15 protein-coding genes are annotated in these 15,072 nt (G+C 74.1%); 3 read left to right on the top strand and 12 right to left on the bottom strand.

Features of this window, described 5'->3' with window-relative positions; genetic code table 11:
- Nucleotides 1-44 precede the first annotated feature (44 nt).
- Nucleotides 45-1,262 carry an aminotransferase class I/II-fold pyridoxal phosphate-dependent enzyme gene (locus ACWD01_RS18505; RefSeq protein ID WP_451163031.1) on the bottom strand — a complete coding sequence of 406 codons (1,218 nt, stop codon included), beginning with the start codon at nt 1,260-1,262 and terminating at the stop codon, nt 45-47.
- A 191-nt stretch (nt 1,263-1,453) separates the two neighbouring features.
- Here ACWD01_RS18505 and ACWD01_RS18500 point away from each other — a divergent pair, with 191 nt between their 5' ends.
- The 3 genes from ACWD01_RS18500 (at nt 1,454) to ACWD01_RS18490 (ending at nt 4,324) form a co-directional block, all read left to right on the top strand.
- Entirely contained in the window at nt 1,454-2,956 is a 1,503-nt protein-coding gene (locus ACWD01_RS18500; RefSeq protein WP_451163029.1) for a phosphatase PAP2 family protein, read from the top strand.
- A gap of 97 nt (nt 2,957-3,053) precedes the next feature.
- Entirely contained in the window at nt 3,054-3,863 is an 810-nt protein-coding gene (locus ACWD01_RS18495) for a class I SAM-dependent methyltransferase (protein WP_451163027.1), read from the top strand.
- Between the two features lie 104 nt (nt 3,864-3,967).
- A complete protein-coding gene (locus tag ACWD01_RS18490) occupies nt 3,968-4,324 on the top strand; it encodes a VOC family protein (protein ID WP_451163025.1) in 357 nt (118 codons plus the stop codon).
- Nucleotides 4,325-4,343: 19 nt separating this feature from the next.
- On the opposite strand, the gene ACWD01_RS18485 is transcribed toward ACWD01_RS18490, so the two are convergent.
- The 11 genes from ACWD01_RS18485 to ACWD01_RS18435 all read right to left on the bottom strand — a co-directional run bounded on the left by ACWD01_RS18485 (nt 4,344) and on the right by ACWD01_RS18435 (nt 15,064).
- The gene (locus ACWD01_RS18485; RefSeq protein ID WP_451163023.1) at nt 4,344-4,916 is read right to left on the bottom strand and encodes a GNAT family N-acetyltransferase; all 573 of its coding nucleotides are present in this window, start codon (nt 4,914-4,916) and stop codon (nt 4,344-4,346) included.
- Nucleotides 4,917-4,985: 69 nt separating this feature from the next.
- Nucleotides 4,986-5,321 carry a hypothetical protein gene (locus tag ACWD01_RS18480; RefSeq protein WP_451163021.1) on the bottom strand — a complete coding sequence of 112 codons (336 nt, stop codon included), beginning with the start codon at nt 5,319-5,321 and terminating at the stop codon, nt 4,986-4,988.
- Between the two features lie 28 nt (nt 5,322-5,349).
- The gene (locus ACWD01_RS18475; protein WP_451163019.1) at nt 5,350-6,279 is read right to left on the bottom strand and encodes a S66 peptidase family protein; all 930 of its coding nucleotides are present in this window, start codon (nt 6,277-6,279) and stop codon (nt 5,350-5,352) included.
- 13 nt (nt 6,280-6,292) lie between these two features.
- Complete coding sequence (locus ACWD01_RS18470; protein WP_451163017.1) at nt 6,293-8,290, bottom strand: prolyl oligopeptidase family serine peptidase; 1,998 nt, start codon at nt 8,288-8,290, stop codon at nt 6,293-6,295.
- Nucleotides 8,291-8,301: 11 nt separating this feature from the next.
- Entirely contained in the window at nt 8,302-9,648 is a 1,347-nt protein-coding gene (locus ACWD01_RS18465) for a M20/M25/M40 family metallo-hydrolase (RefSeq protein ID WP_451163015.1), read from the bottom strand.
- Nucleotides 9,641-10,477, bottom strand: a complete 837-nt coding sequence (locus ACWD01_RS18460) for a M55 family metallopeptidase (RefSeq protein ID WP_451163013.1) — start codon at nt 10,475-10,477, stop codon at nt 9,641-9,643. Before ACWD01_RS18460 ends, ACWD01_RS18465 begins: the two co-directional genes overlap by 8 nt.
- 117 nt (nt 10,478-10,594) lie before the next feature.
- Nucleotides 10,595-11,821: an ornithine--oxo-acid transaminase gene (rocD, locus tag ACWD01_RS18455; RefSeq protein ID WP_451163011.1), complete on the bottom strand. Its 1,227-nt coding sequence runs from the start codon at nt 11,819-11,821 to the stop codon at nt 10,595-10,597.
- Nucleotides 11,818-12,648: a dimethylargininase gene (gene ddaH, locus ACWD01_RS18450; protein WP_451163009.1), complete on the bottom strand. Its 831-nt coding sequence runs from the start codon at nt 12,646-12,648 to the stop codon at nt 11,818-11,820. Before ddaH ends, rocD begins: the two co-directional genes overlap by 4 nt.
- Before the next feature lie 216 nt (nt 12,649-12,864).
- A complete protein-coding gene (locus ACWD01_RS18445; protein ID WP_451163007.1) occupies nt 12,865-13,524 on the bottom strand; it encodes a hypothetical protein in 660 nt (219 codons plus the stop codon).
- 48 nt (nt 13,525-13,572) lie between these two features.
- Nucleotides 13,573-14,073, bottom strand: a complete 501-nt coding sequence (locus ACWD01_RS18440) for an Lrp/AsnC family transcriptional regulator (protein WP_451163005.1) — start codon at nt 14,071-14,073, stop codon at nt 13,573-13,575.
- Between the two features lie 73 nt (nt 14,074-14,146).
- Entirely contained in the window at nt 14,147-15,064 is a 918-nt protein-coding gene (locus ACWD01_RS18435) for a hypothetical protein (RefSeq protein ID WP_451163003.1), read from the bottom strand.
- Between the last annotated feature and the right edge of the window lie 8 nt (nt 15,065-15,072).

The following is a 15,072-nucleotide window of genomic DNA, read 5'->3' as shown; positions in this document are numbered from 1 at the left end:
CGCTCGTCCTGGCGCGTCCGCCGCCGTGCGGGCGGCCGCGCGGCTCACCGCAGATCCGCGAAGGCCGCTCGGAGCCTCTCCAACGCCGCCGCGACATGGGGCAGTTCCAGCGGGTCCGGGGAGGCGAGCGCCGCCAGCCGCTCCTCGTCGGTGGCGCCGATGAAGGGCGCCGTGTCCAGCCGTACGTGCAGGGCGCCCAGTTCGTCGCCGAACCGGTGCCCGCCGGGCACCGGCATGTCGAGGCGGTCGCCGAGATGGTCCTCGAGCTCCATGGAGTCGCTGACGCCGCGCGCCGCGAGCGGCCCGCGCAGCGGGCCCAGGTCGGCGTAGAGGTGACGGCCCGCCTGCGGGGGCCGGGAGACCGCGCCGGCCGTCTGCACCGCGTGGTGGGCCGCCGCGGCGACGCGCGCGTGCAGGGCGGCCGCCCGCACCGCCCGGTCGGTGACCTCCGGGGGCTCGTCGAGCGCGTGCGCCGCTGCCGCCGCCACCGGCGCGGGCACCACGGCCCCGAGCGCGGTGACGATGTCCAGGGTCCTGGCGCGCCGGGCCGCACCCTCCTTCCCCCGCGGGAAGCGGGCGACGGCGACCGGCCAGGCGGACGGGGTGAGCGCGCCCGCGAGGTCGCTGATGACGGTCACGTCGTCGGGGTACATCTCGGCGGGGCTGACCAGCACGGTCGCGTGCGGCTCGTGCACCGTGTCGCGCCAGGTCTCGTCGCTGACGATGTGCAGGCCCTCGCCGAGCGCCGCCTCGCACGCCTCGCGCACGGTCTCCGGCGGGGCGACGGTGGCGGTCGGGTCGTCGGCGACGGACAGCAGGAGCAGCCGGGGCCGGCCGCCCTCCGCCCGTACCCGGCGTACGGTCTCCAGCAGCGCGAAGGGGTCCGGGACGCCGCCGCACTCGGCGGGGACCGGGACATGGTAGGCGGGCCGTCCCAGCAGTCTGACCTGCGGAGTCCACCAGGCGGGGCACGGCCGGGGCATCAGCACGTCGCTGTCGAAGGCGCCGAGCAGCGCGAAGAGCAGGGCCTGCGGGCCGGACGCGGCGACCACCTCGCCCGGACGGGTGCGCAGTCCGCGCCGCCACCAGTAGCCGCAGGCCGCCTCGCGCAGGGTGGGCCCGCCGCCGGGCGACTCGTCCGCGGCCTTCCCTGCGGCCGCCGCGAGCACGGCGCTCAGCACGGGCAGCACCGGCAGTCCCGCGCCGGGGGCTGGCGGCCCGTAGCGGACGGGTCCGCGGCCCTCGGTGTCCGTCGCCGTCATCGCACCCACCTCCGCCGTTCCCTCGCACGCCGGAACGTCTGCCCGGTCCGCGGGCCCTCCATACGGAGGACCACGAGCCCTTTATACGAAGGATCGGCCGCCCCCGCCCCGCGAGCGGCCCGGATGTCGCGGCGGGCGTTTTGCCGGGGCCGGCCTGCGTGGTGTGAGCGGGCTCGGGGTATCCGCCGAACATGTCCGACGCGTACGCACAGGGAGAACAGGCGCTGCGCCGACAGGTCGCGGCGCTGCTCGGCGGCTGGGACCGGCGGCTGCTGCACGCCGTGGCGGCACGGCAGTGGCCGGGCGCGGAGCCGGTGCTGCCGAGGCTGAGCCACAGCGCCAACCACGGGCTGCTGTGGTTCGGCGCCGCCGCCGGCATCGCCGCGCTGGGGCGCGGCACCCGCTCACGGCGGGCGGCGGCGCGGGGGGTGGCATCGCTCGCGGTCGCCTCCGCCGTCATCAACACCGTCGGCAAGCGGTCGGTGCGCAGGACGCGGCCGCTGCTCGACGCGGTGCCGGTGATACGGCAGCTGAAGCGGCAGCCGTTCACCACGTCGTTCCCGTCCGGGCATTCCGCGTCGGCGGCGGCGTTCGCGACCGGGGTCGCGCTGGAGTCGAAGGCATGGGGCGCGGCGGTCGCGCCGGTGGCGGCGTCCGTCGCGTTCTCGCGGATCTACACGGGCGCGCACTACCCGAGCGACGTGTTCGTCGGCGCGGCGCTCGGCGTGGGGGCCGCCTTCGCGGTGCGGGGCGCGGTGCCGACGAGGTCGCAGCTGCCCGCGCCGGGCACCCCGAACGCCGACGCCCCGGCGCTGCCCGGCGGCGAGGGCCTCGTCGTGATCGTCAACCGTGAGTCCGGCTCCGCGGACATGGCCGGGCCGGTGCGGACGGCGCTGCCGCTCGCCGAGGTGGTGGAGTGCGCACCCGAGGAGCTGCGTGCCGAGCTGGAGAAGGCGGCGGGGCGCGGGCGGGCGCTGGGCATCGCCGGCGGGGACGGGACGGTCAACAGGGCGGCGGCGGTCGCGGCGGAGCGCGGCGTGCCGCTGGCCGTGTTCCCCGGGGGCACGCTCAACCACTTCGCGTACGACCTGGGCATCGAGTCCGTCCACGACACCTGCCGTGCGCTCACCGCCGGTGACGCGGTCCGGGTGGACCTGGGCCGGTTCACCCCGGGCCCGGGCGGCAGCGTGGAGCCGGGCCACTTCCTGAACACCTTCAGCCTGGGCGTGTACCCGGATCTGGTGCGCATCAGGGAGCGCTGGTCACCGCGGATCGGCGGCTGGCCCGCGGGAGTGCTGGCGGCGGCGCTGGTGCTGCGCGGGCGGCGGCCGCTCGAGGCCGAGGTGCAGGGGCGGCGGCGCCCGCTGTGGCTGCTGTTCGCGGGGAACGGCGTCTACCGGGGCGTCGACCCCACACCGGGCCACCGGCAGAGCCTGGTGGACGGCCTGCTCGACGTCCGCGTGGTGCACGCCGGCCGCGCCCCTGGCTGGCGGCTGTTCGGCGCGGCCCTGGCTGGCCGGCTGAACCGCTCCCCCGTCCACGCGGCGCAGCAGTTGCGCCGGCTGCGGATCGGCGGGCTCGAGCCGGGGACGCTGCTCGCCTACGACGGCGAAGTGGCGGACGCGCCGACAGAGTTGGTGGTCGACAAGATCACGGAGGCGTTGACGGTCTACCGTCCGCAGGCGCTGCTGTAGCGCCGCGACTCGCGTCCCGTATTGCAAGACACGGGTCTCGCGATACGGGACGAAGGCGTAGCGTACGGCTGTACTCGCCTCAGCAGAAGGAGACGTCATGCCGCAGGAGACCGCCGTCTACACCCACGGGCACCACGAGTCCGTGCTGCGCTCCCACATCTGGCGCACCGCCGCCAACTCCGCGGCGTATCTGATCGGCGAGCTCCGGTCCGGCCTCGACGTGCTGGACGTGGGCTGCGGCCCGGGCACCATCACCGCCGACCTGGCGGAGCTGGTCGCGCCGGGGCGGGTCACGGCGGTCGACGCCGCGGCGGACGTGCTCGACCGGGCCCGGGCGTACGCGGAGGAGCGCGGCCTGGACAACGTCCGCTTCGCGGTCGCCGACGTCCACGGCCTGGACTTCCCCGACGACTCGTTCGACGTCGTCCACGCCCACCAGGTGCTCCAGCACGTCGGCGACCCGGTCCAGGCGCTGCGCGAGATGCGGCGGGTGTGCCGGCCCGGCGGCGTCGTCGCCGTGCGCGACAGCGACTACGCGGCGTTCAACTGGTACCCCGAGCCGCCGGTCCTGGACGAGTGGCTGGAGCTGTACCGGCGCGTCGCCCGCGCCAACGGCGGCGAGCCCGACGCCGGCCGCCGCCTGCTCTCCTGGGCCCGCGCCGCCGGCTTCACCGACATCACCCCCGGCGCGGCGGCATGGTGTTTCGCCACACCCGCCGACCGGGCATGGTGGAGCGGCCTGTGGGCGGACCGCACCGTCGCGTCGGGATACGCGCGGATCGCGGTGGAGGGCGGCCACACGTCCCGCGAGCAGCTCGAGGCGATCTCGGAGGGCTGGCGCGCGTGGGGCGAACACCCCGACGCCTGGTTCATGGTGCCGCACGGCGAGCTGCTCTGCCGGGTGTGACGGCCGGGGTCGCACAGAGCGGGCAGTACGCGCCGGGGGTGTGTGACCGGCGGGCTCCACACGCCCGGTGCCGCCCGGACGAGGCGCCAACTACCCTCGTCCGTATGGAGATCCTCGGAACCACACTCCGCATCTGCGTCGACGATCTGGAAGCCTCCGCGGCCTTCTACGAACGCCTCACCGGCGCCCCGCCGCTCCGTTTCGAGCGCGGCGGGGTCTCCGTCGCGGCCGTCGGCTGCTTCCTGCTGATGAGCGGCCCCGAGTCGGAACTGGAGATCCTGCGGAAGGTGTCGGCGACGATCGCCGTCAAGGACGTGGACGACGCGCACGCCACGCTCAACGAGGTCGGCGCGCAGGTGCTCGCCGGCCCGCTGGAGACGCCCGTCGGCCGGAACCTCATCGCGGTCCACCCCGACGGGTCGGTCTTCGAGTACGTCGACCGCAAGCCGGCGGCGGCCTGAACGTCTGCTGCTGGAACGTCTACAGCGGGCGCTGGACCGTCATCTCCCGGGTGATGGCCCAGCGCTCGTGGTCGCGCCACGCGCCGTCGATGAAGAGGAAGTCCGGCGAGTAGCCCTCCAGCCGGAAGCCGGCCGAGCGGACGAGACCGATGGAGGCCGCGTTCAGCGGCTGGATGCTCGCCTCGATCCGGTGCAGGCCCAGGCCGCCGCGCGCGAACGCGTGGCCGAGCAGCAGCCGCAGCGCCTCGCCCGTCAGCCCGCGGCCCACGGCGTGCTCGAAGGCCCCGTAGCCGATCGCACCGCTCTGGAGCGCGCCCCGGACGATGTTGTTGACGTTGATGAAGCCCGCGATCCTGCCGGTGGCCAGCTCGCAGAAGAGATAGCCCTCCTTTGCGGGGTCCTCCAGGAGGCGCCGGGCATAGGCGGCGTAGTCGTCCTCGGTGAGCGGCGGGAACAGCCAGGGCCGGTGGTGCGCCGTGCTCCGCCGCGCGGACGCGGTGAACTCGACGGCGTCGTCGTAGGTGACGGGACGCAGGCCGACGCGGGCGCCGGCGGCCACATAGCGGCCACCGGCCGATGGTGTCTCGGACATCGCGTCAGGTTACGGAACGGGCCCGCCGCCCGGCCACTTGCCGGACCACCACCCTGCGCGGCCGGTGGTTCAGCGCCGCCGGCGGCCGCCGGACGCGAACGTCACGGCGAGCGCCAGGGATCCGACCAGGACCGCCACCCCGAACGAGGCGAAGAACAGCACCTCGGCCCAGGCGGCGTTCGCGCCCGTCGCCGTGCCGTTGGACTGCCGGCACGAGACTTCCGGCGGGAAGCTCTGCCGGTGGATCTCCAGGCAGAAGTTGGGCAGGTCGTCGTTGACCCCGTACGCGTTGAACCAGGTGAGTGCCCAGGTCAGCAGGAAGACGGCGAGCGCCCCCGCGAAGACGCCCCAGAGCAGGGTGGGGCGTTCGGCGAGCGGCTCTGCGGGCGGGGCGGGGTCGGTCATGGGGCGAGCGTAGCCAGTGCCCGCCGCGTCAGCTCAGGGCGGCCAGGTCCAGGGTCAGGGTGCGGGCGTCCGCGTCCAGGACGGCCGGGATGCCGAGCGGGACCGTCAGGTTCGTGGGGCCGTGGCCGAAGCCGAACTCCTCGACGACCGGGACGCCGAGCCCGCCGAGCCGGTCGGTGAGGACCGCGCGGATCTGCTCGTACGGGCCGCACTCCGCCCAGGAGCCGAGGAGCACGCCCGTGACGCCGTCGAGCCACCCGGCCCGCAGGAGCTGGGTGAGGATCCGGTCCAGGCGGTAGTCCTCCTCCCCCACGTCCTCGATCAGCAGCAGCCCGCCCCGCGCCGACGGGCGGGCGTGCGCCGTGCCCAGGTCGGCGGCGAGCAGGGAGACGCAGCCACCGAGGGTGGTGCCGCGGGCGCGGCCGGGGACCATCGTCCGGGCGCCGTCCAGAGCGTGCAGGATCTGTACGGACTCCGGCTCGAAGAGCGTGGCCCGCAGCGACTCCTGGGTGCGGGCGTCCTTGAGGAAGGTCGTGGCCCCGGCCATCGGGCCGTGCAGGGTGGCGACGCCCAGCCGCACCGCGAACGCCTCGTGGAGCGCGGTGATGTCGCTGTAGCCGACAAAGACCTTCGGGCCGGCGGCGCGCATCGCGGTCCAGTCGGCGAGGTCGGCCATGCGCTGGACGCCGTAGCCGCCGCGGGCGCAGATCACGGCGGCGACGGACGGGTCGCACCAGGCCTCGGTGAGATCGCGGGCGCGGGCCTCGTCCGCGCCCGCGAGATAGCCCAGCGCGGGGTGGGTCTCGCGGGTGTGGGGCATGACGACGGGGTCGAGGTCCCAGCCGCGCAGGATGTCGAGGCCGGCGTCGAGCCGTTCGTCGGGCACGGGGCCGCTGGGCGCGACGAGGGCGACCCGGTCGCCCGGTCGCAGGCGCGGCGGTCGGGTCAGCGCTGTCATGTCGTCAACTCCGTTATTTCCTCAGCTCCAGCAGCGGGACGTCGCCCCGCTGGACGCGGAAGGTCTGGGCGTACAGGGACAGTTCGGCCTCGAGCGCGCGGACCAGGGTGTCGGCCCGGCGGAATCCGTGGCCCTCGCCCTCGAAGGCGATGTAGGCGTGCGGGACCCGGCGGCCCGCCATCTGCTCCAGGAACCGTTCGCACTGCACGGGCGGGCAGATGACGTCGTCCAGTCCCTGGAGCAGCAGGAAGGGCGCGGTGATGTGCTCGACGTGGTTGATCGGCGAGCGTTCGTCGTAGCGGCCGGGGACCTCGGTGAGTGGGCCGACCAGCGACTCCAGGTACCGCGACTCGAAGTCGTGAGTCTCGCCCTCGGCCCAGGAACGCAGGTCGAGGATGGGGTAGATGACCGTTCCGCAGGCGTACACGTCGGTGGTGGCGAGGGAGGCGGCGGCGGTCCAGCCGCCCGCGCTGCCGCCGCGGATCGCGAGCCGTGCCGGGTCGGCGGTGCCCTCGTCGGCGAGGGCCTGGGCGACGGCGGCGCAGTCCTCGACGTCGACGACACCCCACTGGCCGCGCAGCCGCTCGCGGTAGGCGCGGCCGTAGCCGGTGGAGCCGCCGTAGTTGACCTCGGCCACGCCGATGCCGCGCGAGGTGAAGTAGGCGATCTCCAGGTCGAGGACGAGTCCGGCCCGGCCGGTCGGGCCGCCGTGCGCCCACACCACGTACGGCGGCAGTTCGTCGTCGGGCGCGACCCGGTCGGGGCTCTGCGGCGGGTAGATGTGGGCGTGGATGTCGCGGCTGTCGGGGCCCGTGAAGGTGCGGATCTGCGGCTCGGGGTAGTACGCCGGGTCGACCGGGTCGTCGTGCGGGCTGCCGACGACGCGGGTGCGTCCGGTACGGGTGTCGAGCTCCACGACCTCGTACGCGCTGCGCGGGCTGGCCGCGACGCCGAACACGCGGTCCCCGTGCACGGCGAGGGTGGACGCCCACTCGCTCCACGGGCCCGCGGCGTCGACGAGTTCGCCGGTCTCCGGGTCCAGTATCCCGAGCGCGGTGGCGCCCCTGCCGTGGATGACGGCGACCAGTCCGCTCTCCAGCGGCTGGAACCACTGGGAGCCGAGCTTCCACAGCGGTCCGCCGAACTCCTCGCTCCGGCCCGGGCACAGCGCGGTCCGGCCGGAGAGTTCCGTCGCGCCGGGCCGGCGGCGCTGAAGCTCCCACCAGCCGCTGTGGTCGCCGGTGAACAGCAGGGAGCCGTCCGCGGCCCACTCGACCTGGGCAACCGACTCGTCGCTCTCGCCGGCGACGGCCCGCACGGAGGTGAACGGGCCGTCGTCCGTCACCTCGCCGAGCATCACGGCCGTGCCGTCCCACGGCATCCGCGGATGGTCCCAGGCGAGCCAGGCCGCCTGGCGGCCGTCCGGCGACAGGCGCGGCCCGGTGACGAAGCGGTGACGGTCGTCGGTGAGTTCGCGGACCGCGGACCGGTCGCCGGCCGCGGAGCCGTCGAGCGGTACGGCGGCGATCACCCGGCGTACGTCGGTGGGCGAGGGCCCGGTGAACTCCTCGAGGACGCACCAGACTTCGCCGCGCTCCGGCAGCAGCCGCGGATCGGCCCAGCGCAGCCCGCCGCCGACCGCGGAGAGGGGGGTGAGCGGCCGTGGCTCGGCGTCCGGCAGGTCGGGCTCGTAGGCGTACAGCCGCTGGTCGGGGAAGTGCACGAAGACGACGAGCGGGCCGGCGCCGTCCCGTGCGATCCCGGCCCACGGCAGGCCGCCGTACTCGATGACCCGGCTGCGCACGTTCCACGGGGCGGGCAGGACCGACTCCTCCGTGCCGTCGGCACGCCGGCGCACCAGGGCGCGCCGGCCGCCCTCTTCGGGCCGCGGCGCGGTCCACCACACCTCGTCGCCGACGACGCCGAGATACTCGGGGCGGCCGTCGTGCGAGGCGGCGAGCGCCGCGTCGATCGGTGACGGCCAGGTTCCGTACGGCCCGGTGGGCACCATGTCCGTTCCCCCTACGCCGTCTGCAGATAGTGGTCGAGGACCCGGACGCCGAAGTGGAGGGCGTCCACGGGTACGCGTTCGTCGACGCCGTGGAAGAGGGCCTGGTAGTCGAAGCCCGGGGGCAGCTTGAGCGGGGAGAAGCCGTAGCCGGTGATGCCGAGCCGGGAGAAGTGCTTGGCGTCGGTGCCGCCCGACATGCAGAACGGGACGACGTGGGCGCCGGGGTCGAACGCTTCGAGGGCGGCGCGCATCTTGGCGAAGGTCGGGGAGTCGACGGGGGCCTGCAGCGGGATCTCGTTGTGGTCGAACTCCCAGGAGACCTCGGGGCCGGTCAGCGCGTCCATGGTGGCGTGGAACTCGGCGTCGGTGCCCGGCAGGACGCGGCCGTCGACGAGGGCGGTGGCGCTCCCCGGGATGACGTTCACCTTGTAGCCGGCGTCGAGGATGGTGGGGTTGGCGCTGTTGCGCACGGTGGCCTCGACCAGTTTGGCGGCCGGGCCGAGCTTGGACAGCAGCTCGTCCACGTCGAAGCCGGTGGTCTCCAGGTCGGCCGCGGTCAGCGAGATGCCGTGCAGCGCGGCCAGTTCGAGGAGCGCCGCCTTGACGGTCGGGGTGAGCCGTACCGGCCACCGGTGTTCGCCGATCCGGGCGACGGCGGCGGCGACCCTGGTGACGGCGTTCTCGCGGTTGACCTTGGAGCCGTGTCCGGCTCTGCCCTCTGCGGTGAGCTTCATCCAGGCCGTGCCGCGCTCCCCGGCGGCGACGGGGTAGAGCGCGAGGTCGGGGCCGGCGTGGAAGGTGTAGGCGCCGGACTCGCTGATCCCCTCGGTGCAGCCCTCGAAGAGGCCGGCGTGCTCCTTGGCCAGGTAGGCGGAGCCGTCCTCCGCGCTGGCCTCCTCGTCGGCGGTGTACGCGATGACGATGTCGCGGCGGGGGCGGACGCCGTGCCGTGCCCAGGCCCGCAGAACGGACAGGATCATCGCGTCCATGTTCTTCATGTCGACCGCGCCGCGGCCCCAGATCACCCCGTCGCGGATCTCGCCGGAGAAGGGGTGGACGGTCCAGTCGGCGGGCTCGGCGGGGACGACGTCGAGGTGGCCGTGGACGAGGAGGGCGTCCGCGCCGGGGTCCCAGCCCTCGTAGCGGGCCACGACGTTGGTGCGGCCGGGGGCGCGCTCCAGCAGGACGGGGTCGAGCCCGGCGCCCACCAGCCGTTCGGCGACGTATTCGGCCGCGGGCCGCTCCCGGCAGTCGCCGCCGCCGCGGTTGGTGGTGTCGATGCGGATGAGTTCGGAAGTGAACGTCACCACCTCGTCGAGGGCGCGGACGTCGATGGGGGTGTCGTTCACGTCAGCCATACTGCTCCTCCACTGCCGCCGAGACGATCGTCGTGACCGCCTTGAATGTCCGGATGCCCTCGTACATCGTCCCGCTGGTGTACACCACCCGCCGTTCGCCGCGGGCCCTGGCCACGCCGGGGACGACGGTGGCCGCGGCCGCGAGGTGTTCGGCGTCGAACTCGATCTCGACGGTGAACGGCCCGCCCGCGACCGGCTCGTGGCGTACGGCCAGGGCGGCGGCCTCCTTGGCCGCGGCGCGGATGTCGGCGGCGGTGCGCGCCGGGGTGCGGCAGACGGCGGCGTAGCGGGAGACGTGGTCCTTGACGGCGACCTTGAGCGCTCCGGGCGCGTAGCCGAGCGCGTCCTCGCAGGTCAGGTCGTCGCCGGTGACGAGGACGACGGGGACGCCGTATTCCGCGACGACATGGGCGTTGAGGTGGCCCTCGCTCGCGCGGACGCCGTTCAGCCAGACGCCGGTGATGGAGTTGGCGAGGTAGGTGTGGGCGAGGACGCCCTCGGTGCCGGCGCCGGTGTGGTAGCCGACGAAGGCGATGCCGTCGACGTCGCCGTGCTGGACGCCCTCCACCATGGACAGGGACTTGTGGCGTCCGGTGAGCATCTCGGCGCGCTCGTCGAGCTGCTCGATGAGCAGGTTGCGCATGGTCCAGTGCGCCTCGTTGATCAGCACCTCGTCCGCGCCGCCGTCGAAGAGGCCGAGGACGGCCGCGTTCACGTCGGAGGTGAACAGGGACCGGCAGCGTTCCCACTGGGGTGTGCCGGGCAGTACGTCGGCCGGCCAGGTCACCCCCGTGGCGCCTTCCATGTCGGCGCTGATGAGGATCTTCACGCTGTCTCCGTTCCGCCTCTGCCACGCTGCCAGAAGTGCACCTTACGACAGCGTGGCCGTGGACCGGAGGGCTGGTCACCCGCGCCCCGGACGTGGTCGGGGCGCGGGTGGCGGTGCCTACTGGCCGAGGACCTTCTCCAAGGAGGCGAGGGCCGTTTCGAGTTCCTCGCGGGTGATCGTCAGCGGCGGTGCGATGCGGATCGTGGAGCCGTGGGTGTCCTTGACGAGGACGCCCTGTGCCATCAGCCGTTCGCTGATGTCGCGGCCGGTGCCGATGGCCGGGTCGACGTCGACGCCCGCCCACAGGCCCCGGGCGCGGAAGCCGACGACGCCGTTGCCGACGAGGGCGGCCAGCCCGTCGCGCAGCACCTCGCCCAGGTCGGCCGCCCGGCGCTGGAACTCGCCGGTGGCGAGCAGGTCGACGACGGCCGAACCGACCGCGGCCGACAGCGGGTTGCCGCCGAACGTCGAGCCGTGCTCGCCCGGCCGCAGCACGCCGAGGACGTCGCGGCGGGCGACGACCGCGGAGACGGGGACGATGCCGCCGCCGAGCGCCTTGCCGAGCAGCAGCATGTCGGGGACGACGGACTCGTGGTCGACGGCGAGGGTGGTGCCGGTGCGGCCGAGGCCGGACTGGATCTCGTCGGCGATGAACAGGCAGCCGGCCCGGCTGGTCAGCTCACGCACGCCCGCCAGGTAGCCGTCGTCGGGGATGAGGACGCCCGCCTCGCCCTGGATGGGCTCGATGAGCACGGCGGCCGTGGTCTCGTCGATCGCGTTCGCGAGCGCGGCGAGGTCGTTGTAGGGGACGACGCGGAAGCCGGGGGTGAAGGGGCCGAAGCCGCCGCGGGCGCTCTCGTCGGTGGAGAAGCTGACGATGGTGGTGGTGCGGCCGTGGAAGTTGCCGTCGGCGACGACGATCGTCGCCCGGTCGGGGGCGACGCCCTTGACCTCGTAGGCCCATTTGCGGGCGACCTTGACGGCGCTCTCGACGGCCTCCGCGCCGGTGTTCATCGGCAGCGTCATCTCGAGGCCGGTGAGCTCGGCCAGGCCCTCGGCGAAGCCGGCGAGCCGGTCGTTGTGGAAGGCGCGGGAGGTGAGGGTGACCTCGTCGAGCTGGCGGTGCGCGGCGGCGACGAGGCCGGGGTGGCGGTGGCCGAAGTTGAGCGCCGAGTACCCGGCCAGCATGTCCAGGTAGCGGCGGCCCTCGACGTCCTCGACCCAGACGCCCTCGGCGCGGGCGACGACGACGGGCAGCGGGTGGTAGTTGTGCGCGAGGGCGGTCTCCTCGGCGCGGATGAGCTCCTCGGAGGAGCGCCGGTTGCGTACGGGGGTGAGCGTCATGCGCGGATCTCCTGAGTGCAGCACTTGATGCCGCCGCCGGCCTTGCGGAACTCGGACATGTCGACGGGGACGGGTTCGTAGCCGTGCGCGGCGAGCTGTTCGACCAGGGCGTGCGCCTGCGGGGCGACGAGGACGTTGCGGCCGTCGGAGACGGAGTTCAGGCCGAACGCCAGGGCGTCCTCCCGGGTGGCGGTCAGGGCGTCGGGGAAGAGCCGCCGCAGCACGGCGAGGCTGCCCGGCGAGAACGCCTCCGGGTAGTAGACGATGTTCGCCTCGCGCCCGTCGTGCCCGTCCTCGAGGACGAAGAGGGCGGTGTCCAGGTGGTAGAAGTACGGGTCGACCAGCTGGAGTCCGACGACCGGGACGCCGAAGAACTCCTGCACCTCGCGGTGGGCCCGGACGGTCGTGCGGAAACCGGTGCCGGCCAGGATGTGGCCGCCGACGGGAACGAGGTCGCCCTCGCCCTCGCACACCGCTTCCGGCCGGTGCACGTCGAATCCGGCGACCTTGAACCAGGCCGCGTACGCCTCCTCCTCCGGCCGCCGCTGCGGCGCGTGGAAGCGGGAGCCGAGGACCAGGCCGTCGAGGACGAGGGCCCCGTTGGCGGCGAAGACCATGTCGGGCAGTTCGGCGAGCGGTTCGACGGTCTCGACCCTGTGGCCGAGGGCGCGGTAGGCGTCGGTGAGGGCGGTCCACTGGGACCGGGCGAGGTCGAGGTCGACCTCTGTGTGCTCGCTCATCCACGGATTGATGGCGTACTTCACGTCGAAGTAACGGGGTTCGCAGACCAGGTAACGCCTGGGACGCGGCACGCGGCTGGGTGGCACCCGGGGTTCCTCCCGATTCCTGAGATGGCCAGTGACGACCGGTGACGACCGGTGACGTCTCAACGGTAGGAATCGGGAGGTTCGGGCGACAAGGAACAAGTGCTGCGTGTACACGCAGGAATGCTGCGTCGTGGGGCCGTTCGGCGGCGTTTCGCGTCGCCGCGGCCCGCACACCACCCATTCGGGGGTCAGGGCCTCTCGTTCGGTCAGGCCGGATCAGGCCGGATCAGTGAGCGGGGCTCCGTACCATCGCCACGCGCCGGGGCGGGGTCGGCCGGGGAGGTCGGCGCGGCCGGTCGACCAGAGCAGGGCGGGCCAGGGCGCGGCGTCCTCCGGCACGTCCCGGAAGAGGCGGGCGAGGACGCGCGCGCAGAGGCCGGCGGGCGGCTCCCAGGGCAGACCGAGCCCCTCGGCGAGGTCGTGGGTGTGCACCAGCGTCTCCACGACGCCCATCGCGGCGAACCCCTCCGGGTCCGACGCCCCGAAGACGTGATGGGACCGGAGGTCAGGGGATGCCGTGCGCACCATTGCGGTCAGCAGCGCGCCGCTCGCCTCCAGCACCTCGAACAGCCCGTCGGGGCCCGCGTCCCGGTCCGCGTGGACGGAGTTCGCGGGGCCGCCCGGTCGGCGGCTCTCGTAGTGGAAGGGCACCCCGCGGTCGAGCGGCGGGGTGCGCGGGCCGAGTTGGACGGCGTACGCGAACAGGTCGTCGGCGAGGTGTTCCGCCGTCTCCCAGCAGGTCCACTCCAGGGTGCCGGCCGCGCCGTCCCAGGCCGCGGGCGGCGCGTCGCGGAGGGCCGCGACGGCGAGGGCGACCGCCAGGTCGACGTCGTCGGCGGTGACAGGGGCGCGTTCTGCTGCGGCGGTTGGCGACATGGCGGGAACGGTACGCGGTGCGTCCGACAACCCGGCCGGCCGTGGGCGTCAGACGGCGCTCCCGCCCGAGGTCGCGGCGCGGCCGGCGCCGGCTTCCGGGCTGCCGGTCAGCAGGTGGGAGAGGACCATGTAGCTGATCGTCTTGCGGATGAACGGCTCGGCCCTGATGCGTTCCAGCACCGCCTCGAAGTGCTCGACGTCCGTCGCCCGTACGTGCAGCAGCGCGTCGGCGCCGCCGGTGACCGTCATCGCGGCGGTGATCTCCGGGTGGTTGCGCACGACCTCGGCGAGCCGCCGGGGCGGCGCGGCGCTGGAGCAGTACACCTCCACGTACGCCTCGGTCGCCCAGCCCAGCGCGGCGGGCCGCACGGTGGTGGTGAAGCCGGTGATGATGTCGTTCTCGCGCATCCGGTCGACACGGCGTTTGACCGCCGTGGCCGAGAGCCCGATCGCCGCGCCGATCTCGGAGAAACTCGTCCGCGCGTTGGCCACCAGAGCGGCGACGATCTTGCGGTCCAGCTCGTCGAACGGCGCGGATCTGTTCGTCATATGGTGTTCCTTCGGACGGCCCTGTCGCGCGCGGACCCTATCGGAAGAAGGCCACGGCCCGCACGCGGCGGTGTCAGCCGCCGGCCAGGCGGACGCTGCTCAGGATCTTGGCGACGGTCGCGTCCGGCACCTCGTCGTCGACGCCCTTCGCCCCGATGAACGTCCAGGAGACGATGTCGCCCTTCGCGTTCTTGAAGGCGAACGTGGTCGCCTTGCCGTCGGTGTCGCACTTGCCCTTCTTCGCCACGCCCGCGGAGGCGGCGGTCGCCACACTGCCCTGGATGCCCGACGCGGTGGTGTACGGCTTCGCCGCGCCCTGGGTCACCTTGTCCCGGTTCGGCTGCGCGTGCGCGCCGTACACCCACAGGGAGGCGTTGTCGCGGGCGGCATCCTCGAGGGTGCGCGCCCCGCGTTCGGCACGGGAACCGGCGGCGGCGAGCCGGCTCTCCTCCGGAGACCCGTCGAAGTCCCCGTCGGACACGCACCACTTCTCCTTGAGTACGGCCGGGGCGGAGAAGCCGATCAGGGGCCGCTCCTCCAGGTCGCCGTCCTCCATGACGAAGCTGACCCAGGACACCGGCTTGAGCCCCCACGCGGGCGGCACGTCGAAGACGATGCCGGTCTTCGGGTTCGTCACCGTCCGCCGGCCGGGCACGGTCGCCTGCTCCTCGGCGCCGGTACGGGCGCCCTCCGTCGCGGGTGCGGAGGAACCGGTCGGCGCGGGCGGCCGGGCCCTGCCGTCGCTGTCGCCGTCACCGCCGAGGAGTACGTACCCGGTGACCGCCGCGGCCACGACGACGACCGCCGCGGCGGCCACCGCGACGACGGTGGCCGTGTCGCGGCGCCGCGGGGCGGGCACGGGCGTCCCGGCGGTCTGCGTGGGCATGTTCCACGGCTGCTGCGGGCCGCCCGGCGCCCCCTGGGGGCCGGGACCGGGCTGCGGGTGGTGCGGTTGCTGCCCGCCGTCCGGGTTCTGCTGTCCAGGCCACATGGCCACCA

The sequence above is a fragment of the Streptomyces sp. NPDC002835 genome (assembly GCF_053591995.1).
The sequence above is the reverse complement of the archived record's forward strand: the minus strand, read 5'-3'. Positions and strand labels throughout refer to the sequence as shown.

Bases quoted from the DNA above. Each gene is read 5' to 3' on its own strand.
- ACWD01_RS18465 (WP_451163015.1), bottom strand. From the start codon at position 9,648: ATGGCTGACGTGAACGACACCCCCATCGACGTCCGCGCCCTCGACGAG.
- ACWD01_RS18435 (WP_451163003.1), bottom strand. From the start codon at position 15,064: ATGTGGCCTGGACAGCAGAACCCGGACGGCGGGCAGCAACCGCACCAC.
- rocD (WP_451163011.1), bottom strand. From the start codon at position 11,821: ATGACGCTCACCCCCGTACGCAACCGGCGCTCCTCCGAGGAGCTCATC.
- ACWD01_RS18445 (WP_451163007.1), bottom strand. From the start codon at position 13,524: ATGTCGCCAACCGCCGCAGCAGAACGCGCCCCTGTCACCGCCGACGAC.
- ACWD01_RS18495 (WP_451163027.1), top strand. From the start codon at position 3,054: ATGCCGCAGGAGACCGCCGTCTACACCCACGGGCACCACGAGTCCGTG.
- ACWD01_RS18470 (WP_451163017.1), bottom strand. From the start codon at position 8,290: ATGGTGCCCACCGGGCCGTACGGAACCTGGCCGTCACCGATCGACGCG.
- ACWD01_RS18490 (WP_451163025.1), top strand. From the start codon at position 3,968: ATGGAGATCCTCGGAACCACACTCCGCATCTGCGTCGACGATCTGGAA.
- ACWD01_RS18475 (WP_451163019.1), bottom strand. From the start codon at position 6,279: ATGACAGCGCTGACCCGACCGCCGCGCCTGCGACCGGGCGACCGGGTC.
- ACWD01_RS18505 (WP_451163031.1), bottom strand. From the start codon at position 1,262: ATGACGGCGACGGACACCGAGGGCCGCGGACCCGTCCGCTACGGGCCG.
- ACWD01_RS18500 (WP_451163029.1), top strand. From the start codon at position 1,454: ATGTCCGACGCGTACGCACAGGGAGAACAGGCGCTGCGCCGACAGGTC.
- ACWD01_RS18440 (WP_451163005.1), bottom strand. From the start codon at position 14,073: ATGACGAACAGATCCGCGCCGTTCGACGAGCTGGACCGCAAGATCGTC.
- ACWD01_RS18480 (WP_451163021.1), bottom strand. From the start codon at position 5,321: ATGACCGACCCCGCCCCGCCCGCAGAGCCGCTCGCCGAACGCCCCACC.
- ACWD01_RS18485 (WP_451163023.1), bottom strand. From the start codon at position 4,916: ATGTCCGAGACACCATCGGCCGGTGGCCGCTATGTGGCCGCCGGCGCC.